Origin of the sequence: Streptomyces sp. M41(2017) (assembly GCF_002078175.1) — a bacterium.
In the GTDB taxonomy this organism is placed as follows: domain Bacteria; phylum Actinomycetota; class Actinomycetes; order Streptomycetales; family Streptomycetaceae; genus Streptomyces.
In genome coordinates, this window is sequence record NZ_MWFK01000002.1 from 2,356,059 (window position 1) to 2,377,564 (window position 21,506).

A 21,506-nucleotide genomic window follows, 5' to 3' on the forward strand; every position below is an offset into this window, starting at 1 on the left:
CTCCTGTCGGACGAGGCGGGTGCCTGCGGGCGACGTCGGCCGGGCTGGTGCGCTGTCCACGGTACTGCGCGTCGCCGGTGGAAGGTGATCGCGTACGTGTCCTCCGTGTGACGGTTCACGGGAGGGCCGGATTCCTCAGGAATGCGATCGGCCTGGACGCGGCCGGTACGGGCGGTGCGCCGGGAGCGAGGAGGCGACCCGCGGAGACGCTCCGAGGGCCGGCAGGTGTCCTCGAAGAGCAGGAGGAGGAGGAGGGAGGAAGGAGCAAGGAGGAGGAGCGGGTCCGAGGGCGTAGCCGGCCCCCGGACCCTGGAAGTGCCACCATGTCGCACGCCGGCACGCTTGAGGACCCGGGTCAGTCGTTATGTCGCCGCGTCCTGCCTTTGGACCACCACGCATCGAGCTGCGCGGGCTGGACTTGAACCAGCATTTCGACGTCTGGGGCCCGGGCCCGGTCGATCCGGCGATCGGCGGCGAATGCTGAGTCTGGAGCAAGAGTCTGAGATTGATCACGGTCTGCCTCTGCCGATTGGGCTACCGCGGCTCGTGGGCACTCGGTGGAGTGCCGCTGGTGCCGCGGGGAGGACTCGAACCTCCACTGGAACCGTGCATTCACGACAAGCTTCAGGTTCAACTTGCGCTCCTCGCGCACCCCGGCCGTGATGCCTTGGCCGGGGAGTTTCAGAGGCTACTCCTGTGCGAACAGGTAGCCGAACACCGCGTCCCCCACCCGCTGGTCGACGACGTCCTCGCCGTTGGCCTCCTCGCGGGCGAACTTGACGGCCTGCTGCAACTTCTCGACGCGGTCCAGGAGTTGGTTCACGCGGCGGGCGGGCAGGGCGCCGGAGAACTTGACGGTCGTCCAGTAGCCGACGGGGATGTCCTCGTAGTACACCTCGACCTGGGCCGGGTGCTTCTCGGTGGCCTCGGCCTTGACGTGGTTGCGGGGGACCTTCTTCGTGCGCAGGGTCCGCACCGGGTCGGTCTTCCAGGCGTCGGTGGACGGGTCGCGCACCCAGGACTCGGAGGCGTCGAGGACGGGCAGCTTGCGCACGAAGGTGTTGAGGTCGGTGAGCTGCTTCTCCAGGAAGAGGAGGTACGACACCGGTACGCCGGGGACGAGCACGCGTCCGTCGACCTTCACGTCGGCCCGCGCGGTGCAGTTGGCCCAGTCCTTGGTGGCGGTCACGTCGAACAGCCGGGTCAGGGTCGCCGCGGTGTCCCGCAGCACGTCCTCGGCCTGCACCTGCACCCGGGTGGACTCGGGCGGGAGCTGCTCGCCCTCCTCGTCCTTCGGCTGGTACGTCCGGGAGATACCGGCGAGCAACGCCGGTTTCTGGAGCCCGTGATGAGCAGCCGTCAGGTCCTGATGGGACTTGGACTTGATGCCCTTCTCGACTGCGATGATCTGATTGAGTTTCGCCACGTCGGTGACCGTAGCAGCGCCGACAGGGCTTGTTCGACGCATTATTCGTACGGAGGGTGCGGCACGGCCTGTTCGGCCGCGGCGAACAACCCCTGCGCGGCGGTGAGGGTGGCGGTGAGCGCCGCGGGATCCCGCAGCGCGCGCCCGGCCAGTGCGTCGACCTCCCTGAGCCCGGCCCGCTCCAGCAGCCGCTTCTCGTTCGTGACCCACTCTCCACGCGCCGCGAGGACGCCGTGGCCGGTCTGCACGGCGGCCGTCGCCAGAGCGCCCAGCGCCTCCGTGAGGCGGCCGGCGGGGGCGTGGTTGGCCAGCGCGTAGGAGAGGTTGGCGCGCGCACTGCCGAACCAGCGCGCCGAGGCGTGCGCGCGCAGTTCGGCCGGGTAGCCGTGGGGGCGGGGGATGTCGTCACCGCGCAGGACGCGGTTGACGGCGAGTTCGGCGACGATCAGGTACGTGGGGATGCCCGCGAGGTGGAAGAGGAGCGGTTCGATCGCGAACCGGCCCGCCTCCGCCTGCGCCACCTCGTGCTCCACGACGTCGAGATCGCGGTAGTGGACGTCGATCCGGCGCCCGTCGACGGTCAGCCAGGCGCCGCCGTTGAAGACACCGCCGCCCCAGCCGCCGATCTCGGACACCTCTCCCGGCCAGCCGACGGCCCGGAGGTCCTCGGGGTCGAACGCGTCCCGGTAGTAGACCGCGAGGTCCCAGTCGCTGTCCGGCCGATGCGTGCCCTGCGCGCGCGACCCGCCGAGCGCGACGGACCGGACGCCGGGGAGGGCGAAGAGCCGGTCCGCGACCCGGTCGAGGAACGCGTCGTCATCCGCGGTCGGCCGATCGGGGCCCCCGTTCTCGGTGTGCATGGCATCGAGGATGCGCACCGGCGGCCTCTCCGTCGAGTGGATATCCCCCGGGAAACCGGCTGCGGGATCCCCGGTCCGCGGCGCATCATCGGCGGGTCGTCCCCGCGGCACACGGCATTCGCCCGTCGCCCCATCTCCTCGACCGGAGCCCTCATGATCCAGCGTGTCACCGTCCCCACCCTCTTCACGCCGCCCGTCTACGCGCACGCCTCCGTCGTCGAGGCCGGGACACGGCTGGCCTTCCTCGCCGGGTCCGTGCCGCTCGACGTCGACGGAAAGCTGGTCGGGCCGGGCGATCCCGTGCGGCAGGCCGTGCAGGTGCTGGCCAACCTCGACGAGCAACTGCGCGCCGTCGGCAGCGACATGGCCCACGTCGTGTCGACCGACGTGTATGTCGTGAGCGGCGAGACGGCGGCACTGTCCGCCGTGTGGGAGGTCGTCCAGGAGTCCGGGCTCAGTGTCGGCCCGCACTCCTCGACCCTGCTCGGCGTCGCCTGCCTCGGTTACGCCGGACAGTTGGTGGAGATCACGGCGACCGCGGTCGTACCGGACAGCCTGTAGCGCCCTCAGTCGTGCGCGTTCGCGGCCAGGCGCAGCGCGTAGGACGGCCACCAGCGGCCCGCGGCGGGTCCGCCGCGGCAGGTGCCGTCGGACTCGCCCGGCCGTTTGATCCACAGGTAGGCGTCGATCAGCGGGTCTCCGGTGCGCCGGGTCGGTGGCCGGCCGAGGGCCCGGCCCGGCGGGTTGCACCAGAGGTCGGTTCCGGGGCCGGGGTGGGGTCCGTTTCCGTTGCGGCTGGTGTCGATGACGAGACGCGTGCCGCCGAGCAGGCTCGACAGCCGCTTCCCGTACACCGAAGTCGTCGTTTCCGTATGGAAGTTGGAGACGTTCAGGGCGATGCCGTCGGCGCGCGCCACGCCCGAGGACCGCAGCGGGCCGACGAGTCGGGCGGGGTCCGGGATCCACCCGGGGTTGCCCGCGTCGAGGTAGACGTGGGTACCGGACTGCCGGCCGAGGCGGTCGACGGCGTACGCCAGCAGCGCGTACCGCTCGGCCGGGACGACCTGGGCGCAGCCGGCCACGGTGTGGGGGACGGCGTCGGGTTCGACGACGACGTAGGCGTCCCGGTCGCCGAGGCCCGCGGCGAAGGCGTCGATCCAGGCGCGGTAGGCCGCCGCGCTCGGGGCTCCCCCGGCGGAGTGGGCGCCGCAGTCGCGCTGCGGGATGTAGTAGGCGACGAGGACGGCCGTGCGCCGGTGGCGCGCGGCGGCCGTCGTGCGGTCCCGGACGACGGCCTCGGGACGGGGACCGGTGAGCCACTCCGCCTGCGGGCGGGCGGCGATGCGGTCCATCAGGTGGGCGTCGGCCGTGCGACCGGCGGCGCGCCACGCGGTCGCCTGCCCTGCCGCGTGCGAACCGGGTGCCACGAAGAAGGGTTCGTCGTCGGGGGCGCCGCCGCGGCCGGTGGGTCCGGCGGAGCCGTGGTCGGTTCCGTCCACGGTGGCGGTCTGCCCGGCCGTGCGGTGTCCGGTGCCGGAGGCCGAGGCGCAGGCCGCCCCGGTGCCGCACACCGCGGCCAGGACGGCGGCGGCGACCAGCGCTCTGACCAGCGGCACGAGCAGCTCCGTTCCGTGGCGCCGGTGCGGGCCACCGGTCCGGCCGTCGGACCGGTCTCCGGCCCTGCGGTGAGTCTGCGGCCGGGATCGCCCACCGGCCGCCCGGTGCCCGCCGGGTCGCCGCGGGATCACCCCGACGGAGGGGGGTCTCCGGAAGCCGGTCGGCCCCACGTGCGGCGCTTGGGCAGCGGTCGCGCGTAGCCGCCCGCCCGGCTCGTGGTCAGCCCGAGCGACACCAGCGACTCGGCGAGCTTGACCGCCGCCGCGACGCCGTCGACCACGGGGATCCCGAGTTTCGCGCCGACCGCCTGCTGCAGGCCGGTCATCCCGGCGCAGCCGAGGACGAGGACTTCCGCACCGGCCTCCCGGGCCCGTTCCGCCGCGGCCACGAAGGCGTCCTGGGTGCGCTGGGTGTCGCCCAGGTCGAGGACGCCGAGGCCGGTGCCGACGACGGCGGCGCAGTTCTGGGCGACACCCGCGGCGTGCAGGCTGTCCTCGATCTGGCCCCGGGAGCGTTCCAGGGTGGTGACGACGCCGTAGCGGCGGCCCAGCAGGCAGGCGAGGTGCGCCGCGGCCTCCGTGATGTCCACGACCGGGACGTCGAGGAGTTCGCGTGCCCCCTCCCGGCCGTGCTCTCCGAAACCGGCCAGCACGACGGCGTCGTACGGGCCCTCGTAGGTGCGCAGGGTGTCGAGGACGGCCGCCGCCGAGAGATAGCTGTCGAGCCAGCCTTCCGCGGATTCGGGCCCCCAGGCGGGGGTGAGGCCGAGCACGGTGGTGCCCGGGCCTGCGGCGGCCCGGGCACCTCGTACGATCTCCTCGGTCATCTCCTGCGTCGTGTTGCAGTTGGTGACGACGATCCGCACGCTCAGCCCTCCACGGGAACGGTGTCGGAGGCGGGAGCCGGTTCGGTGGCGGCCCGCTCGGCGCGGCAGAGCAGCGCGTACAGACCGGCCGCCATCGCCGTGCCGATGAACCAGGAGTAGGGCGCCACGTCGCTGAAGTCCTTCACCAGGGCGAGGACCGCGGCCACCGCCGCCGAGGGCAGGAACGCCCACAGCGCCTTGGGGTTGACGCCCCGCCGGTAGTAGTACCGGCTGCCCGGCTGGGCGTTGAAGAGCTGCTCCACGTCGACGTTGCCCCGCTTGACCCAGTAGTAGTCGAGCATGATCACGCCGAACAGCGGTCCCAGGAAGGCACCGAGGCCGCCGAGGAAGTAGTTGACGACGGTGGGGTTGGAGAAGAGGTTCCACGGGGTGACGACCAGGGCGGCGACGGTGCTGATCATGCCGCCGACCTTGAAGGTGATCTTCTGCGGCCAGACGTTGGCGAGGTCGTACGCCGGGGAGACGAAGTTGGCGACGATGTTGACGCCCATGGTGGCGATGGCGAAGGTCAGGGCGCCGAGGACGAGGACCCAGGTGTTGCCGACCTTGGCGACGAGCAGCGCCGGGTCGGTGATGGCCTCGCCGAACGCCTCGATGGAGCCGGCCGTGACGATGACGGAAACGATCACGAAGGCCGTGGAGTTGATGGGCAGGCCCCAGAAGTTGCCGCGCCGCACGGTCCTGTAGCTGGGCGCGAAGCGGGAGAAGTCGCAGAAGTTGAGCATCAGCGTGCCGTAGGTGGCGAGGATCAGTCCGACCGCGCCGAACCACTGCCGCCACTGTTCGCCGGCCGACACGGGGTGCGGGGTCGCGGTGAGCGAGATGCTCCAGCCGGCCTTCGCCAGGACCCAGACGGCGAGCGCGATCATCACGAGCCAGATCGCGGGGCCGCAGAAGTCCTGGAACTTGCGGACGGACTCCATGCCCTGACTGATGATCAGCGCCTGGACGAGCCAGAGGGACACGAAGGACGTCCAGCCGAGCGCGTCCAGGCCGAGGAAGGAGTGGTGGGTCCAGGACTCCAGGCCGGGCCACGCCGCGAGCAGCATGACGTTGACGGCGACGGACGCCAGGTAGGTCTGGATTCCGTACCACATGATGGCGATGACGGCCCTGATCAGCGCCGGGATGTTGGCGCCCCAGACGCCGAAGCTGATGCGGCTGACGACCGGGAAGGGGACGCCGGTGCGCTGTCCCACGCGGCCCATCAGGTTCATCCCGGCGTAGATGATCACGAAGCCGACGAGCAGGGAGGTGAAGATCTGCCAGACGTTCATGCCGAGGACCAACAGGCCGGCCGCGAACGTGTAGTTGCCGAGGTTGTGGACGTCGGACATCCACATGGCGAAGAGGTCGAAGACCTTCCAGTTCCGCTTCTCGGCGGGGGCGAGGTCTTCGTTGGTGAGCCGGGGGTCGGGGACGAACGCTGGTGCGCCGGTGGCTTCGGCGCGGTCGGCGAGGGACACGGGGCCTCCATGGACGAGGGGACGGAGGGGGCGGTGCGGGTGCGGGCATCCGAGCGAGGCGTGTTTGGTATACCAAACTGCCGACATGGTCCCGCCGTCAACCGTTCCGACCGATGTCCTTGCGGTTACGGCTCCGTAAAACACCCCCGGAGTCGGCGAAGATGGGCCCATGACGAAGATCGACCCCCTGGGCACGGGCCCGGAACGCTCCGGCGAGGCGCCCGCGGGTGCCGAGCCGACGCGGCCCCCCACGGGCGGGGAGCGGGAGCCCCTCGGAGCCGTGCGCGAACGGGTCCTGGCGACCCTGCGGCAGGAGATCATCGCCGGGCGGCTGCGTCCGGGCGACCGGCTGGTCGAGCGCGAACTGGCCGAGCGGTTCGGGGTCTCCCGGGTCCCGGTCCGCGAGGCGATCCGCGCGCTGGTCGCCGAGGGCTTCGTCCTCTTCGAGACCCCCCGCCGTACCGTGGTGCGCCGGCTCACCCCGACGGACGTCGCCGAACTCTTCGAGCTGCGCGAGGCGTTGGAGGTCTACGCGGCCGGTCTCGCGGCGGCACGGGCCACCCCCGAGTCGCTGGCCGAACTCGCGGCGCTGCTCGACCGCGCGGCCGTCGCGACCCACGCGGACGACGCGGAGGCCGTCACCGCCATCAACACCGCGTTCCACGACCGGATTCTCGCGATGGCCGGCAACAGCCTGCTGATCTCCGTCATGGAACCCGTCGACGGCAGGCTGCGCTGGCTCACCCGGCAGAACGAGGAATGGCCCCAACTCCTCACCGAGCACCGCGAGCTCTACGAGGCCGTGGCCTCCGGCGACTCGGAGCGGGCCCGCGCCCAGGCCCTCACCCACGTCCAGGCCAACTACCGCTCGACGGTGCGCCATCTGTTCGGCGAGGGCGCCTGAGGCGATCAGCGCCGAGGGCGGCCGGAGCACGGCGGGCGGTCGCGGAACGGGCTCCGCGCGCCCGGTGTCACACCCCGGCCGCGTACCGGTCCGTGGCCGCGATCAGTGCCTCCACCGTGCCGGCGTCGCCCGCGCCGTGTCCGGCGTCGTCGACGACCACCAACTCGCTGCCGGGCCAGGCCTGATGGAGCCGCCACACGATCCCGAGCAGGTTCCCGAAGTCGAGGCTGCCCTGGACCAGCGTGCCGGGAACGCCGTCGAGCAGGGGCGCGTCCCGCAGGACGACACCCTCGTCGCCGCCGTCCCCGAGGAAGTGGCCGTTGCCCCAGTAGTGGGTGACGGTGCGGGCGAAACCCATCCGGAAGACGGGGTCCTCGTACCGCTCGATCGAGCGGGGCGGCGCGGGAACGGTCGCCGTCTCCCAGTCGGTCCAGGCCCGGGCCGCCCGCTCCCGCACCTCGCGGTCGGACGACTCGATCAGTCGGTTGTACGCGGCGGCGAGGTTCCCGGCGCGTCCGTCCTCGGGCAGCCCGGCGAGGAACCGGTCGAAGGCCTCGGGGAAGATCCGTCCGAGTCCCCTGGTCAGCAGGGCCACTTCGGCATCGGAGCCGGTCGCCACCCCGGTCAGCACCAGCTCGGACACGGCGTGCGGACGCGTCTGCGCGTACCGCAGTCCCAGCACCGACCCCCACGACACACCCCACACCAGCCAGCGGTCGACGCCGAGGTGGGCGCGCAGCGCCTCCAGGTCGCCGATCAGGTGCGCGGTCGTGTTGACGGACATGTCGGTGGCGGATTCGCTCGCGTGCGGGGTGGAGCGGCCGCTGCCCCGCTGGTCGAGCAGGACGATGCGGTACTTCGCCGGATCGCAGAAGCGCCGGAAGGACGGAGAACAGCCCGACCCCGGCCCGCCGTGCAGCATGAGGGCGGGCTTGCCGTCGGGGTTGCCGCAGACCTCCCAGTACACGCGGTTGCCGTCCCCGACGTCGAGCATGCCGTGGTCGTACGGTTCGGTCTCCGGATACAGGGGCATCGCGCGAGGCTAACCCGGGTCCGGCCGGGTCGGCAGCCCCGCCGTGCGGGCCGCGGTGCGCAGGACGTCCCGGAGCATGGCGGGGGTGAGCTTTCCGGTGAAGGTGTTCCGCTGGCTCACGTGGAAGCACCCGAAGAGTTCGAGGGGGCCGGCGCCGTCCGGGCCCGGTGGCCGGTCCAGCGTGACCTGCGCTCCGTGGCCGAACACCGGCCGGGGACGGGGGACTTCCCACCCGGACGCGGCGAAGGCGGGCAGCGCCGCCTGCCAGCCGAAGGCGCCGAGGACGACCACCGCCCGCAGCGTGGGCCGCATCAGCTCCAGCTCCTGGACGAGCCAGGGACGGCAGGTGTCCCGCTCCTCGGGCGTGGGCTTGTTGGCGGGCGGCGCGCAGTGCACGGGTGAGGTGATGCGGACGCCGTACAGCTCGAGGCCGTCGTCCGCGTGGACCGAGGTCCCCTGCGAGGCCAGGCCGATGTCGTGCAGGGCCGCGTAGAGCACGTCGCCCGACCGGTCCCCCGTGAACATCCGGCCGGTGCGGTTGCCGCCGTGCGCGGCGGGCGCGAGTCCGACGACCAGGAGGGACGCGTCGGCCGGTCCGAAGCCGGGAACCGGGCGCCCCCAGTACGTCTCCTCGGCGAAGGCGGCCCGCTTGGTCGCGGCCACCTCCTCGCGCCAGGCGACGAGCCGCGGGCAGGCCCGGCAGCCGGCGATCCGCGCGTCGAGCCGCTCCAGCCCGCCCGCCCCGTCCGGGCCGTCCGGCCCGCGATCACCGATCACCATGCCTCCACCGTACGGCCGCCGCACCCGTCTCCGGCACCTAGGTGATCGCCGCTCCCACGGCCAGGAAGCCGCAGATCAGCAGGAAGAGGATGGCGAGGAGGGGCCAGACGAAACGGAGGTACTTGTCGTAGCCGACCTTGGCGAGGGCGACGCCGCCGATGGTGACGGCGGTGGTGGGGACCCAGAGGTTCATCCAGCCGCTGGCGGACTGCCAGGCGGTGACGACGACGGCGCGGGACACGCCCGCGAAGTCGGCGAGCGGGGCGAGGATCGGCATGGCGAGGGTCGCGTGGCCGGAGGTCGAGGGGATGAGGAAGGCGAGCGGCAGGTTCACGACGAACACGATGATCGCGAACAGGCTGGAGGAGGTGCCCTGCACGACCCCCTCGATGGAGTGCAGCACCGTGTCCGTGATCTTCGAGTTGTTCATGATCACGGTGACCCCGCGGGCCAGCACGATCACCAGCGCGGGTGAGATGAAGTCCGCGGCGCCCTGGATGATCGTCGCGCTGAGCTTCTGCTCGCCCATCCGCGCCACCACCCCGACCAGCACGGCCGCGCACAGGAACAGCGCGGCCAGCTCGGGGAAGGACCAGCCGAGCTCGAATCCGTAGGGGCGCGCGTCCGCCTTGCCGGTGAGCGCGCTGGACCACGGGACGACCGAGAAGATCATGAAGGCGAAGACCAGCGCCGTGGTGGCGAGGACCGCCTTGTGCAGGCCGGTCAGTTCGGGCACCTCGCCGGCCGCGTCCCGCGCGTGCTCGCGGTCCCCCGGCAGGAAGCCGGTGATCGACCGCTCGGGGCGCTTCTGCACCCGCCGCGCGTACCGGATCACGTAGGCGACGGTGACCGCCGTCAGCACGACCCACATCACGAACCGGAGCACGATGCCGTCGCCGAGCGAGATGTCGGCGGCGGACGAGGCGACGCCCGTCGCGAAGGGGTTCACCGTCGAGCACAGCACGCCGATGCCGGCACCGAGGATGATCGTGCCGACCGCGACCATCCGGTCGTAGCCGAGCGCCAGCATCAACGGCACGATCAGGCCGTAGAACCCGAGGGTCTCCTCGGCGAATCCCTCGACCGTGCCGAGCACCGAGAACACCACCATGATGCCCGCGATGAGCAACGCCCCCCGCGTCTTGAGCCGGTGGGCGAGCAGACCGATGCCCCGGTCGAGCGCGCCGGTCGCGAACACCACGGTGATGAACGCCCCGATGGCGAGCACGAAGAGGAACACGCCCGCGCTGCCGTACAGTTCACCGGCGAAGTCGGGCCCGACCCGCGCCGTCTTCTCGTCCAGGATGCCGTACAGGCCGTTGACGGGTGACAGGAAGAGGTCGTTGAGACGGTCGACGAAGCTCTGGCCGGAGTCGACGCGGTGGTAGGTGCCCTGGATCGGCCTGCCCTCGGGCGTGCGGTCGTACTGCCCGGCGGGGATCAGGAACGCCAGCGCCCACACGGCGATCGTGACGATCGCGAGGACGGTCAGCGCGCTCGGGAACGTGAACCTGCGTCTGGGCGGCGGCTCTTCGGTGTCCGACGGCTTGGTCTCGGTCGGGGTGCTCATCGCGCGGCCACCTCCCCCGACGCGGCGGCGACAGGATCGCCGGTGCCCGGGCCGGGCGCACCGGCGGTCATGAGGCGGCTCCCGGCCGGAAGTCCGCCGCGTACTCCCGTACGAACGCGCACATGGCGACGACCGTGTTGCGCAGCTCCGAGAAGAGGACGCGTTCGTTGGGGGCGTGCAGGTTGCACATGCTGTCCTGGGCGCCGAACAGCAGCACCTCGGCGCCCGGAGCGGCCCGCGCGAGCCCGTTGACCAGCGGGATGGAACCGCCGGTCGCCACGTACGACGCGTCCTCGCCCCAGGCCTCGCGCAGCGCGGTGAGCGCCGCCCGGTAGGCGGGACCGCCGGTCGACGCCTCGTAGCCCGGCCCGGTGTCGCCCGGAGTGACGGTGAGCGGGACGCCGAACGGCCGCAGCCCGCGCAGATGCTCGACCAGCAGATTCTGCGCCTCCTTCGCGTCCTGGCGCGGGTGGAAGCGGAGGTTGAGCTTGGCGCGGGCGTACGGCACGACGGCCGACGCCGCGTGCTCGACACTCGGCGCGTCGAGTCCGATCACCGTGATCGCGGGACCGCTCCACAGCCGCTCCCCGAGGCTCCCGCTGCCGATCAGCGGCACGCCGTCGCGCACCCCCGCGAGGTCGCGGAACTCGTCCTCGGTGTACGTCGTCCCGGTCCACTCCTCGCGCCGCAGTCCCGCCACGGCGACATCGCCGTGCACGTCGTGCAGCGTGGACAGCGCGTTCAGCAGCACGAGCAGGGCGTCCGGCGCCGCTCCGCCGAACTCCCCGCTGTGCCGGGGTTCCTGGAGGGTGCGCACCTCGACGACCACCTCGGACGCCCCGCGCAGACCGGTGGTGAGGGTGGGGGTGCCGGGGCGGAGATTGCCCAGGTCGGCGATGACCATCGCGTCGCAGGCGAACCGTTCGGGGTCGCTCGGCGGATAGTCGTCGAAGGGGCTGCCGTACTCCTCCTGGCCCTCGAAGACGATCTTCACGCCGACCGGTGGCCGCCCCTCGTAGGCCCGCAGCATGCCCAGGTGCGCGATGACGTTGGACTTGTCGTCGGCGATACCGCGCGCCCGCAGGCCGCCTTCGACGGGCGTCGGCTCGAAGGGCGGTGACAGCCACAGCTTCTCGTCGCCGGGCGGCTGCACGTCGTAGTGCGAGTAGAGGAGGATCGTCGGCGCGTCGGGGCTCGGCGGCGGGATCTCCGCGAAGATCACGGGGGCCGTGTCGGGGAGGTCGATCCGCTCGACGCGCTCGACCCCCACGTCGCGCAGCATCCCGACAAGGAGGTCGTGGGCCTGCCGCACCGGCTCGGCGGGGAACCCCGGGAACGCGACGGAGGGGATGGCGGCGAGCCGTTCCAGATCGGCGCGGAGGCCGTCCATCAACGCGTCGACCTTCGCTGCTGTGTCCACCGCGGTCCCCTCTGTCGCTCACCGGCCGGCCTCACCCGCCAGCCTCGGCGCACTCCGGGGCCGCCGCATCCGGGGTGGTCCGTGCGACGGAAAAGCCGGGCGATCCGCCGGACGACGAGCGTTAGAGTCGGAACATGGCTTCTCAGGACGCTGACGGGGAGATGGACGGCGCGACCGCCGCACGAACAGGACGTGGCGCCGACGCCCGCTCCGGCACGGGCGGCAGCACGGTACGCGGCGACCGCTCCGCGCGCGGAGCGCACGACGGCGACCCGAGCCACGGCAGCGGCCGCGGCGGCACCGACGCGCGGAGAAAGAGCGGGCGCGCCGCTCGCGGCAAGGACACGGACGGTTCGGCTGGTGCGGGCAGGGCCGGCGCGCAGTCCGCGGGCGGGGCCGGTGCGGCGAGCGCGGGCTCGGCGACCGGACGCCCCACGCGCCACGACGGCGTACGTGAGGGGGTACGTGACGGCGTACGTGACGGGGACCCCGTCGGTGCGCATCCTGACGCCGGTCCCCCGTCCGACCGCCCCGCCGATTCCGCTGCCGATGCGGCTGCCGATTCCACTGCCGCCGCGAAGGCCGCCGCCGTGATCGCCGCCGCGGGTGCGGGTCCCGCCGCGGGCCAGAGTGTGCGGATCGACGCCTGGATCTGGTCCGTCCGGCTCGTCAAGACGCGCGCGGTGGCCGCCACCGCCTGCCGCGGCGGGCATGTGCGGGTCAATGGTGAACGCGTCAAACCCGCGTACGGTGTGCGCGTCGGCGACGAGGTCAGACTGCGCCACGAGGGCCGTGAACGGGTCGTCGTCGTGAAGCGCGTGATCCGCAAACGGGTCGGGCCGCCCGTCGCCGTCGAGTGCTACGTCGACAACAGCCCGCCGCCCCCGCCGCGCGAGGCCGTGGCCCCCGCCGGTATCAGGGACCGGGGAGCGGGCCGCCCGACGAAGCGGGACCGTCGCGACATGGAACGCCTGCGGGGCATGGAGGCCGGCTCGTCCGGGCCCGTCAAGTCCTCCGGCCCCGCCACGGGAGCGGGCGGTCCGACGGGATCCGCGGGAGCGTCCCGTCGTTCCTCCGGCCGCCGCTCATCCGCATCGTAGAAACGGGTCCGTAAGCCGGGCCGCCTGATTCACGCAGCTTCGGCGACCCGGCTCCCCTCCAGCTCCGGCGAGACAGCTCGGCTCCGTCACGTCCGGGCGCGACGGCTCGGCTCCGTCACCTCCCGGCCAAGCGGCTCGGCTCCGTCACCTCCGGGCCAAGCAGCTCGGCTCCGTCACCTCCGGGCCAAGCAGCTCGGCTCCGTCACCTCCGGGCCAAGCAGCTCGGCTCCGTCACCTCCGGGCCAGGCGGCTCGGCTCCGTCACCTCCGGGCCAAGCAGCTCGTGCCGCCGGCCGCACCCGCCACCGCACGCCGACGAGGGCTCCCCCTGCTCAGGGGGAGCCCTCCGTCCGCGGACCGTCGTCACGCGCGCTGTCCCACCCGTCGTCGGACCAGGTGGAGCAGTTCGGTCGTGTGGCCGCGCCGGGCCCAGGCGATCAGGGCGAGCGGCAGCATCAGGATGAGCGGGGTCGCCGGGTACGGGCCGTCGACGACGACGTTGACGACGAAGGCGCCAGCCATCAGCGCCATGAGGGCCACCGCCGCCACCGAGTCCAGGAGCGGGACCATCAGGGCGATACCACCGGCGAGTTCGAGCGCCCCGATGACGTACATGCCCGTGTGGCCCCAGCCGAGCTTGTCGAACGACTCCACCGCCGAGGGGTGGGCGATCAGCTTGGGCAGGGCGCTGGCGATCGCGTAGAAGAGACCGAGCACGACCTGCAGGGCGGTCAGGGCGATGCGGGCGCGGCGGGAGCGCGGGGTGGCGGCGGCCGGGGCGGAGGTGGCGGCGGGGAGGGTGGTCTCGGACACGGTGGTCTCCTGGGGGGAAGCGGTGGTTGCTGCTTTCGAGGAGATAGACCGTGGGGGCACCGGGAACTCATCGGTGCTGAGCGGGGTTCTGCTTCCGCCCTCGCCCGGGGGCACCGGACACCCCGTCACCGCAGCCCGCTCCCCCCTGCCCGCTTACTCCTTCCGCTCACCCAGGCACCGAGTGACGTCGCGTCCCCTGCCACCGCTTTCCCCTCGGCACCGGCGGCACTTCCCGCTCGTGCCCCTCGACCCCCCGAGCCCCTTCCCCGCGCCTCGCCCGCCTCACCCCTTCACGGCCCTCACCCACATTCCGTCGTCCGTCAGGTACCGGTCCACTCGCAGGCCGGCCTCGCCCAGCGCCTCCTCGAACTCGGCCCGGGTCAACGGCCGGGACAGGAACGTCTGGGTCCAGGTGGCGTCCGGGAACACGTACTCGGCGCGCACCGAGTCCACTCCGTCGCCCACCGGGTCGGCGGACAGGATGCGGGCGACGAAGCCGGCCGGGTCGACGCGCTCACGGGGGACGTCACTGTGCCAGTCCAGGCCCTCACGCTGGATCAACACGCAGCCGTCGCCGGTGACATGACGGGCGCAGGTGTCCAGCAGGGCCCGGCGCACCCGGAGATCCCCGGCGTGCACGAGGAACGACGCCAGCATCACCACGTCGAACGTCTCGCCGAGGTCGAGGTCCTCGATGGTGCTGTGCACGGTGCGCACGCCGCGGACGTGCTCCAGCATCTCGGCGGACTCGTCCACCGCCGTGACCGCGAACCCGAGCTCCAGCAGCGGGTGGGTCATCCGTCCGACGCCGCAGCCCAGTTCGAGGATGCGCGCGGCCGGGGGCACCGCGGCGGTGATGATGTCCGGCTCGCTCCCGACGGGCAGCCGGGCGTAGAGCTCGACCGCGCAGCCGTCCGGGGTGATGGCCCCGGGTCCCGTGCCCTCGTATCCCTGACGCTTTTCGATCCTCATGTCCGTCCAACGGACGGCGGGCGTACGGCCGTTCCCCTCCTCCGTCACTCGTTCGGGTCACCCTCGCGCTGCCCGGGACGAGCCCGCCGGGGGGCGCGGGCAGGCCTGCGCGGAGCCGACCCGGGGCCGCGTGCAGAGCAGCCCCGCACCGGGTTGTCGCACGGGGGCGGACTCGCGCCCTACAGCGCGAACCAGCCGCTTCCCCCGTACCAGTGGCCGCCCGCGCGCAGATGGTCCCCCACCGCGCGCTCGACGCTACTGCGCCGCGGCAGCGTGTCGACGGGCAGATCCGGGTCGCCGAAGACGAATCCGACCGGCACCCCGTCGTCCGCGCCGGTCTCCTCGGACTCGACGGCGAAGCGGTCCTGGAAGCGGATGATGTTGGATTCCGCCGGCAGATACCGCTTGAGCTGCGGGTCGAGCAGCCAGGAGTGGCAGGTGGCGATCTCGTGGCGCTCTTCGGGGTAGTGGCGGGCGAAGAACGCGCGGGCCAGGGTGAGCGAGCGGTCGCAGGCGGCCGGGGAGAGCGGGCCGCGGAAGTCGGTGATGTGAAGGCTGAGGCAGACGTCGCCGGGGCCCGCTCCGAGGCCCGCCGCCACGACGGCACGGCCGGTGCGCTGCCCCAGCACCGCCCGCTGGAACTGGAGCCGGCCCAGCTGGAACAGCTCGCCGTGGAAGTGCAGGGCTGTCCACCAGGGGAACAGCAGCCCGGGGCCGCCCGCGCGCCGATGGTGCACGGAGACATGCCGGCCCAGGTCGGCGAGGGTGCGCCGGGACACGTCCTCCGGGATGCCGCGTTCCCGGTGGTGGGCGCGGACGTACGGGAGGGTGGCGACGAAGACGAACAGGGGGAAGCAACGGCCGAGGGCTCCGGTGGACGCAGGGAGAACGGGCGGCTCCCAGGCCGTGCCGATCTCCCCCATGTCGCGGACGAAACGGGTGACGCACCGCGCGAGGAGCGCCATGGCCTCCGGGTCGGCGGCCAACTGCCCCCGAAGGGCGACGAGTTCGTTGATGTGTTCGTGCGGCACGGACAGGTCGAGCAGGACCTCGGGCAGCTCGTCGGCGTCCGGGAGCGGCACCGCCTCCCGGGGTGGGCCCTCACGCTCCAGGTCCTTCAGCCACTCGGCCAGTCTCGCGTCCGCCCGGAGCTCCTTCAGCAGCACTGTCGCCTCCCCCGGCGGCCGCCGTCGGGGCCGCTCTCCTTTGGTGAACGTGCACCACGAAGAGTACGTTTCACCGTAGGAAACGGTGATCCTGATGCGTACGGGCAGTGAACCGGTGACAGCACGCAGTGCTCTGCGGCTGCGGTTCTGGCTGAGCGCGTGGGGCCTGATCTGGGCCGTCGCCGGAACCGTGGCCTTCGTCCTGGCGGGACGGCCGGGCTGGGCGGCGGCCTGCGCGGTGCTGTGGCTGCTCGTCACCGTGGACATGGTGATGATCGTCCGGCACATCCGGCAGGGGCCGCACTACCAGCCGGGCCGTGACGTCCCGCCGTACGAACCGGTCGACGAGCGGTCGGCGCCGCCTCCGAACCCTCCTCCCCGCCCGCCGACGCACCGCCACTCGAAGCCGTCGCGTCCCTGAGGAGCGCTCCTCCGCGTCACCGAAGCGGGGCGTACGGCGCCGGAGAGCGACGGCAGCCGTCCTAGGAGTCGAACCGTGCCGCTTCCAGGTACTGCGGGTTCGGGTCGAGCGCGGCCGCCAGTCTGAAGTGGCGCTTCGCCTGCTCGGGGCGCCGCTGGCGCTCGTAGGTCCGGGCGAGCGCGAAGTGCGCGAACGCGTTGTCCGGTTCGCGCTCCAGGACGATCGTGAACTCGAGCTCCGCGGGACGCAGTTGCGCGGCGGCGAAGAAGGCACGCGCGCGCAGCAGCCGCGCTGCCGTGTTCTCGGGGTGCGCGGCGATGACACGGTCGAGCAGTTTCACCGCGCCCTGCGGGTCTCGCGCGCCGAGCAGCTGCTCGGCGGCACGGAAGTCGATGACATGGGTCTCCGGAGTGCGTCCGGTCGGTCCGCTGGTCTCGGGCACGGCAGAGTCCTTCCCTCGCTGCAACGGTTCAACGCCCCGCCCGCGGGACGCTATTCCTGGGGCTGCCGGGCTCTGCGCACGAGATCGCCCCATACGTCCGCCACCCGTCGCTCCAGATCCGCGAGTGGCACGTCGTTGTCGATGACGATGTCCGCGACGGCCAGCCGCTTCTCGCGCGGGGCCTGCGCGGCCATGCGGGCGCGGGCGTCGTCCTCGGTCATGCCGCGCAGACGGACGAGGCGGTCGAGCTGGGTCTCGGGGCGGGCGTCCACGACGATCACCAGGTCGTACAGGGGGGCCAGGCCGTTCTCGGCGAGCAGGGGCACGTCGTGCACGACGACGGCGTCCGCCGGGGCGGCCTCCTCCAGGGTGCGCGAGCGGGTGCCGACGAGCGGGTGCACGATCGCGTTCAGGGTGGCGAGCTTCTCGGGGTCGGCGAAGACGATCGAGCCGAGCCGGGGCCGGTCGAGTGCGCCCTCGGCCGTCAGCACGTCCTCGCCGAAGGCGTCGACGACCGCCGCCAGCCCGGGAGTTCCGGGCTCGACGACCTCCCGCGCGATGCGGTCCGCGTCGATCAGGACCGCCCCGTGCTCGACGAGGAGCCGGGACACTTCGCTCTTGCCGGCGCCGATACCGCCGGTCAGGCCCACCTTCAGCATGCCTGGCAGCTTAGGGCCTGGCACCGACAGCGCGCCGGGCCGGGAGGCCCCCGGTCCGGGGACCCGGGTTCCGGCGGCCGGGCGACGGTGTCAAGAGTCGCCTTCACGCTCCGCGAGAAAGCGCTCGAACTCCTGACCGATCTCGTCCGCGGAAGGGATGTCCACCGGTTCCGCGAGCATGTTCCCCCGGGTCTCGGCACCGGCCGAGGCGTCGTACTGGTGCTCCAGTCCCTGGACGAGGGCGACCAGCTCCTCGTCGCCCTCCTGGATCTGCCGGTCGATCTCGGTCTGGGTGCGGTGCGCCTCGGTCCGCAGGGCGTGCGCCATCCCGGGAAGCACCAGGCCGGTCGCGGCCGTGATGGACTCCAGGACGGTCAGCGCCGCGTCGGGGTACGGCGACCGCGCGATGTAGTGGGGCACGTGCGCGGCGACACCGAGCACGTCGTGTCCGGCCTCCATGAGGCGGTACTCGACGAGGGACTCGGCGCTTCCGGGGACCTGCGCCTCGTCGAAGGGGCTGCGGTGGCCCGGCACCAGGTCGGTGCGGTTGCCGTGCGGAGTGAGGCCGACCGGGCGGGTGTGCGGGACGCCCATGGGGATGCCGTGGAAGTTCACCGAGAGGCGGACGCCGAGCCGCTCCACGATCTGCTGGACGGCGGCCGCGAAGCGCTCCCACTCGACGTCCGGCTCGGGGCCGGAGAGCAGCAGGAAGGGCGCGCCGGTGGCGTCCTGGACGAGGCGGACGTCGAGCGTGGGCTCCTCGTACTCCGTCCAGCGGTCGCGCTTGAACGTCAGCAGCGGGCGGCGGGCCCGGTAGTCCACGAGCCGGTCGTGGTCGAAACGGGCCACGACCTGGTGGGGCAACGAGTCGAGGGCACGGTCGACGATCTGGTCGCCCGTCTCACCCGCGTCGATGTATCCGTCGAAGTGGTAGAGCATGACAAGACCGGCCGACTCCTGGGCGAGTGCCATGTCGACCACGGCCAGCCCCTTCGGCTCCCATGCGTACAAACCCTGCGGATCAAGCACTGTGACCGCTCCTCCTCGTGTTCGTACTCGACAACATGGTGCGGAGCACGGACATTCCCGTTCCGTGCTCCGCACCGTCGGCCGGCCGCGTTCCCCGTCCGCCACGAGCACGGCAGACGCGTGTCACCAGGACGGCACGCGCGTGTGGAGCGTCACGACGACAGCACGCGCGCGTGCAGCGCGCTGACGGCATTGCGGGCGGAGGTGAAGGCGCCGTGCTGCCAGGCGTCGGTGTAGCTGAGCCAGTCGCCCGCGAAGAAGACGCGCCCGGTGGGCCGGTTCAGCGGCGTGTAGCGGGGGTCGTCGGGTCCGCCGGGGGTGTCGTGCCAGGCGGCTTCGAGGTGCGGTGTCTGGCGCCAGTGGTGGGAGAAGGAGGAGGCGAGTTCGGTCCGGTACTTCTCGCCGTAGATCTTGACGCCCGCGGCCACCGCGCGCCTCTCCCGGTCCTTGGGGGCGAGCTTGGCGTACGAGTCGGCGTCGGAGCCGTAGTTGTAGTACCCGATCATGACGCCGCGCCGGCCGTTGAAGCCGTAGGAGGGGTGCCAGATGTGGGTGACGTCCTGGTCGGTCTCGGTGATGCCGCCGTAGATGCGGTGGTCGAGCTCCCACCAGCGTGAGCGGTATTCGAGGCCGATCTTGCCCGCGGACTGCGGGGTGATCGCCTCCAGGGCGCTCTGGACGCCGGAGCCGAGGTTGTGCGGGACCTTGGCGAGGATGTTGGGCGGCAGGGCGCCGATGCAGAAGTCGGCGTCGACGGACTTCGTCCGGCCGCCCTGGGTGTACGTGACGGTGACGCCGTGGCCCTTGTCGGTGATCCGGGTGACCGCGGCTCCGGTGCGGACGCGGTGGGCTCCTATGGCCCGGGTGAGGGCCTTGGGTATCTGGTCCATGCCGCCGACCGGCTGGAACATCAGCATGGCCTGGTCGAATTCGAACTCGAAGGAGAAGTAGCGGCCGACGCCGCTGGCGAAGACCTGGGAGGCGGTGGGTACGTCTCCGAGGACGGTCCCCGGGGTTCCGGCGGCGGCGGGCACGGTGGTGTAGCCGCGGCGCGGTCCGCCCTCGTAGGCGAGTTTGTCGCCGAGTTCGCCGAAGTCCTTGAGGAACTCGACGAGCCGGTCCTGGTCGGCGGCGGTCAGTTCCCTGTCGAGGGCCCCCTTGTCGGTGGCCTTGGCGAGCAGTTCGGAGACGTAGCCGTACACGTCGGCCTTGGCGGTGCGGTGACGGACCGGCTTGGTCATGCCGGACGACTCGTTGTACATGTACGCGTCCGCGTTCGTGTTCGTGAACACCTCGACCGGGACGCCGAGTTCGCGGCAGTAGTCGAGGGTGACCATCCACTGCGGGATGCGAGCCGGTCCGGCGTTCATGTACTGGCCGTCGCTGAAGCGTGCCGTCTGGGTGTTGCCGTACAGGTCGGTGGTCGCGTCCCCGCCGCGCACGGTGAAGTTGCGGCCACCGGTGCGGTCCCTGGCCTCCAGGACCGTACAGTCGTAGCCCGCCTTGCCGAGTTCGTAGGCGGAGGCGAGTCCGGCGATGCCGCCGCCTACGATCACGACCTTCGCGGCGCCTCTCCCGGTGAGCGTGAAATCGCCCGACTTCGGTGCACGGTAAGGCTGTTCACGCTGGGCGGCCTGCGCGGTGGGCGCGAGGCCGAGGGCTCCCATGGTCGCGAACATCGCGCCCGCACCGCCGGTCAGACCGACGGTACGCAAGAACGCGCGCCGGCTCGACGCACTCGATCGCTCCTGTGCTGCCATGCCTTCGGCTCCCCTCTCGATCTTGGATGACCCGGGGATCCTGGCAACAGCCGGTTACAGCCCTGCGGTTACTCGTGTATCCGCCACGTTTCCCTCCCCGCACACCGGCCTGGTACGTACCTTGACGCGACCCCGAAGCACCCTTACGTTCATGTGGGCGCCCAAAGTTCATGTACAAGAACCACTTTCTTGCGAACCGACGGGAAGGTCACCCCCCACATGCGTATGCGACGCACGCTTCTCCCCCTGCTCGGCGCGGCACTGGCCACCGGCGGAGTGTTCGTGTCCGCCTCCACCGCGAGCGCGGCGCAGACCATCGAGGTCGCCACGGCCGCCCAGCTGAAGTCGGCGCTCACCTCCGCCGCGCCCGGCGACACCATTCACCTCGCGGACGGCACGTACACCGGCAACTTCAAGACGACGACGGCCGCGAGCTCCGGCTCCCGCATCACTCTCACCGGCTCGGCGAAGGCCGTCCTGACGGCGGGCGGCGGATACGGGCTGCACCTCAACGGCGCCTCGTACTGGACGGTCCGGGGCGTCACCGTCACCGGCGGCCAGAAGGGCATCATGATCGACTCGGCGAAGGGCGTCGTCGTGGACACGGTCACCGTCCACGGGCTCGACATGGAGGGCGTCCACTTCCGCAACTCCAGCACGGACGGCGCGATCAGGAACTCGAAGATCTACGACACCGGCAACGACGGCCGCGGGATGGGCGAGGGCGTATACGTGGGCACGGCCGGCGGGACCTCGGACAGGAGCGACCGTATCGAGATCAGCGGCAACACGATCGGCCCGGACGTGGGAGGCGAGAACGTCGACATCAAGGAGGGCACGACGGGTGCGCGCATCACCGGCAACACCTTCGACGGCAGCGGACTGACCGGTGCCAACTTCGACGACTCCTGGGTCGACGTGAAGGGCAACGACGTCCTCGTCGAGAACAACAAGGGAACCGCGACCACGAACGACGGATACGAGACCCACACCCAGCAGTCCGGCTGGGGCTGCGGCACCGTGTTCCGCGGCAACACCTCGGACCTGCGGGGTGCCACCGGGGACAAGCAACTCGCGGTCAACGTCACGAACTACAGCACGTCGTGCCGGACCACCGTGTACGCGTCGAACACGGTGACGGGCGGCAAGGGGCTCACCAATGTCACGGTGACGCCCTGACTCT

Annotated in this window: 21 protein-coding genes and 1 tRNA gene; 5 read left to right on the forward strand and 17 right to left on the reverse strand. The window is 71.9% G+C overall.

The annotated features are described in order from the left end of the window. Positions 1 to 404 precede the first annotated feature (404 nt). The 3 genes from B0675_RS41635 to B0675_RS36235 form a co-directional block, all read right to left on the reverse strand. Positions 405 to 544: transfer RNA gene (locus B0675_RS41635), tRNA-Leu, on the reverse strand. Positions 545 to 688: 144 nt separating this feature from the next. Further along, complete coding sequence (locus tag B0675_RS36230) at positions 689 to 1,426, reverse strand: hypothetical protein (protein ID WP_081223823.1); 738 nt, start codon at positions 1,424 to 1,426, stop codon at positions 689 to 691. A 41-nt stretch (positions 1,427 to 1,467) separates the two neighbouring features. Continuing rightward, positions 1,468 to 2,286: a nucleotidyltransferase domain-containing protein gene (locus tag B0675_RS36235; protein WP_081224086.1), complete on the reverse strand. Its 819-nt coding sequence runs from the start codon at positions 2,284 to 2,286 to the stop codon at positions 1,468 to 1,470. Between the two features lie 153 nt (positions 2,287 to 2,439). Here B0675_RS36235 and B0675_RS36240 point away from each other — a divergent pair, with 153 nt between their 5' ends. Then, positions 2,440 to 2,847 (forward strand): RidA family protein, encoded by a 408-nt coding sequence (locus tag B0675_RS36240; RefSeq protein ID WP_081223824.1) that lies wholly within the window; start codon positions 2,440 to 2,442, stop codon positions 2,845 to 2,847. A 5-nt stretch (positions 2,848 to 2,852) separates the two neighbouring features. On the opposite strand, the gene B0675_RS36245 is transcribed toward B0675_RS36240, so the two are convergent. The 3 genes from B0675_RS36245 to B0675_RS36255 all read right to left on the reverse strand — a co-directional run bounded on the left by B0675_RS36245 (position 2,853) and on the right by B0675_RS36255 (position 6,255). Next, positions 2,853 to 3,902, reverse strand: a complete 1,050-nt coding sequence (locus B0675_RS36245; RefSeq protein WP_241540085.1) for a glycoside hydrolase family 6 protein — start codon at positions 3,900 to 3,902, stop codon at positions 2,853 to 2,855. Between the two features lie 128 nt (positions 3,903 to 4,030). Next, positions 4,031 to 4,768 carry an aspartate/glutamate racemase family protein gene (locus B0675_RS36250; protein ID WP_081223825.1) on the reverse strand — a complete coding sequence of 246 codons (738 nt, stop codon included), beginning with the start codon at positions 4,766 to 4,768 and terminating at the stop codon, positions 4,031 to 4,033. A 2-nt stretch (positions 4,769 to 4,770) separates the two neighbouring features. Further along, positions 4,771 to 6,255, reverse strand: coding sequence for an NCS1 family nucleobase:cation symporter-1 (locus tag B0675_RS36255; protein WP_081223826.1), 1,485 nt, complete (start codon positions 6,253 to 6,255; stop codon positions 4,771 to 4,773). A 169-nt stretch (positions 6,256 to 6,424) separates the two neighbouring features. On the opposite strand from B0675_RS36255, the gene B0675_RS36260 reads away from it, so the two are divergent. After that, the gene (locus tag B0675_RS36260) at positions 6,425 to 7,159 is read left to right on the forward strand and encodes a GntR family transcriptional regulator (protein ID WP_081223827.1); all 735 of its coding nucleotides are present in this window, start codon (positions 6,425 to 6,427) and stop codon (positions 7,157 to 7,159) included. 67 nt (positions 7,160 to 7,226) lie between these two features. Here B0675_RS36260 and pip read toward each other — a convergent pair whose 3' ends face one another. The 4 genes from pip to B0675_RS36280 form a co-directional block, all read right to left on the reverse strand. Then, a complete protein-coding gene (gene pip / locus B0675_RS36265) occupies positions 7,227 to 8,192 on the reverse strand; it encodes a prolyl aminopeptidase (RefSeq protein ID WP_081223828.1) in 966 nt (321 codons plus the stop codon). A 9-nt stretch (positions 8,193 to 8,201) separates the two neighbouring features. Continuing rightward, the gene (locus B0675_RS36270) at positions 8,202 to 8,972 is read right to left on the reverse strand and encodes a uracil-DNA glycosylase (RefSeq protein ID WP_081223829.1); all 771 of its coding nucleotides are present in this window, start codon (positions 8,970 to 8,972) and stop codon (positions 8,202 to 8,204) included. A gap of 37 nt (positions 8,973 to 9,009) precedes the next feature. Continuing rightward, a complete protein-coding gene (locus B0675_RS36275) occupies positions 9,010 to 10,542 on the reverse strand; it encodes a YfcC family protein (RefSeq protein WP_081223830.1) in 1,533 nt (510 codons plus the stop codon). A gap of 67 nt (positions 10,543 to 10,609) precedes the next feature. Next, positions 10,610 to 11,962: a M20/M25/M40 family metallo-hydrolase gene (locus B0675_RS36280; protein WP_081223831.1), complete on the reverse strand. Its 1,353-nt coding sequence runs from the start codon at positions 11,960 to 11,962 to the stop codon at positions 10,610 to 10,612. Between the two features lie 590 nt (positions 11,963 to 12,552). On the opposite strand from B0675_RS36280, the gene B0675_RS36285 reads away from it, so the two are divergent. Continuing rightward, positions 12,553 to 13,062, forward strand: a complete 510-nt coding sequence (locus B0675_RS36285; protein WP_081224088.1) for an RNA-binding S4 domain-containing protein — start codon at positions 12,553 to 12,555, stop codon at positions 13,060 to 13,062. Positions 13,063 to 13,424: 362 nt separating this feature from the next. Here the strand turns inward: B0675_RS36285 and B0675_RS36290 are convergent, their stop codons facing one another. The 3 genes from B0675_RS36290 to B0675_RS36300 form a co-directional block, all read right to left on the reverse strand. Next, positions 13,425 to 13,874, reverse strand: coding sequence for a DoxX family protein (locus tag B0675_RS36290; protein WP_081223832.1), 450 nt, complete (start codon positions 13,872 to 13,874; stop codon positions 13,425 to 13,427). 282 nt (positions 13,875 to 14,156) lie between these two features. Beyond that, entirely contained in the window at positions 14,157 to 14,846 is a 690-nt protein-coding gene (locus tag B0675_RS36295; RefSeq protein WP_081223833.1) for a class I SAM-dependent methyltransferase, read from the reverse strand. Positions 14,847 to 15,025: 179 nt separating this feature from the next. After that, positions 15,026 to 16,012 carry an acyltransferase domain-containing protein gene (locus B0675_RS36300; protein ID WP_081223834.1) on the reverse strand — a complete coding sequence of 329 codons (987 nt, stop codon included), beginning with the start codon at positions 16,010 to 16,012 and terminating at the stop codon, positions 15,026 to 15,028. A gap of 94 nt (positions 16,013 to 16,106) precedes the next feature. On the opposite strand from B0675_RS36300, the gene B0675_RS36305 reads away from it, so the two are divergent. After that, positions 16,107 to 16,433 carry a DUF6343 family protein gene (locus tag B0675_RS36305; RefSeq protein ID WP_081224089.1) on the forward strand — a complete coding sequence of 109 codons (327 nt, stop codon included), beginning with the start codon at positions 16,107 to 16,109 and terminating at the stop codon, positions 16,431 to 16,433. A 61-nt stretch (positions 16,434 to 16,494) separates the two neighbouring features. On the opposite strand, the gene B0675_RS36310 is transcribed toward B0675_RS36305, so the two are convergent. The 4 genes from B0675_RS36310 to B0675_RS36325 form a co-directional block, all read right to left on the reverse strand. Continuing rightward, positions 16,495 to 16,875, reverse strand: a complete 381-nt coding sequence (locus B0675_RS36310) for a tetratricopeptide repeat protein (RefSeq protein ID WP_081223835.1) — start codon at positions 16,873 to 16,875, stop codon at positions 16,495 to 16,497. Positions 16,876 to 16,925: 50 nt separating this feature from the next. Then, positions 16,926 to 17,534 (reverse strand): dephospho-CoA kinase, encoded by a 609-nt coding sequence (gene coaE / locus B0675_RS36315; RefSeq protein WP_081223836.1) that lies wholly within the window; start codon positions 17,532 to 17,534, stop codon positions 16,926 to 16,928. A 90-nt stretch (positions 17,535 to 17,624) separates the two neighbouring features. Then, on the reverse strand, positions 17,625 to 18,563 hold the full coding sequence (locus tag B0675_RS36320) for a PAC2 family protein (RefSeq protein ID WP_081223837.1): 939 nt from the start codon (positions 18,561 to 18,563) through the stop codon (positions 17,625 to 17,627). Between the two features lie 152 nt (positions 18,564 to 18,715). After that, complete coding sequence (locus B0675_RS36325) at positions 18,716 to 20,242, reverse strand: FAD-dependent oxidoreductase (RefSeq protein WP_081224090.1); 1,527 nt, start codon at positions 20,240 to 20,242, stop codon at positions 18,716 to 18,718. Positions 20,243 to 20,542: 300 nt separating this feature from the next. Here B0675_RS36325 and B0675_RS36330 point away from each other — a divergent pair, with 300 nt between their 5' ends. Further along, the gene (locus B0675_RS36330) at positions 20,543 to 21,502 is read left to right on the forward strand and encodes a right-handed parallel beta-helix repeat-containing protein (protein WP_081223838.1); all 960 of its coding nucleotides are present in this window, start codon (positions 20,543 to 20,545) and stop codon (positions 21,500 to 21,502) included. The last annotated feature ends 4 nt before the right edge of the window (positions 21,503 to 21,506 follow it).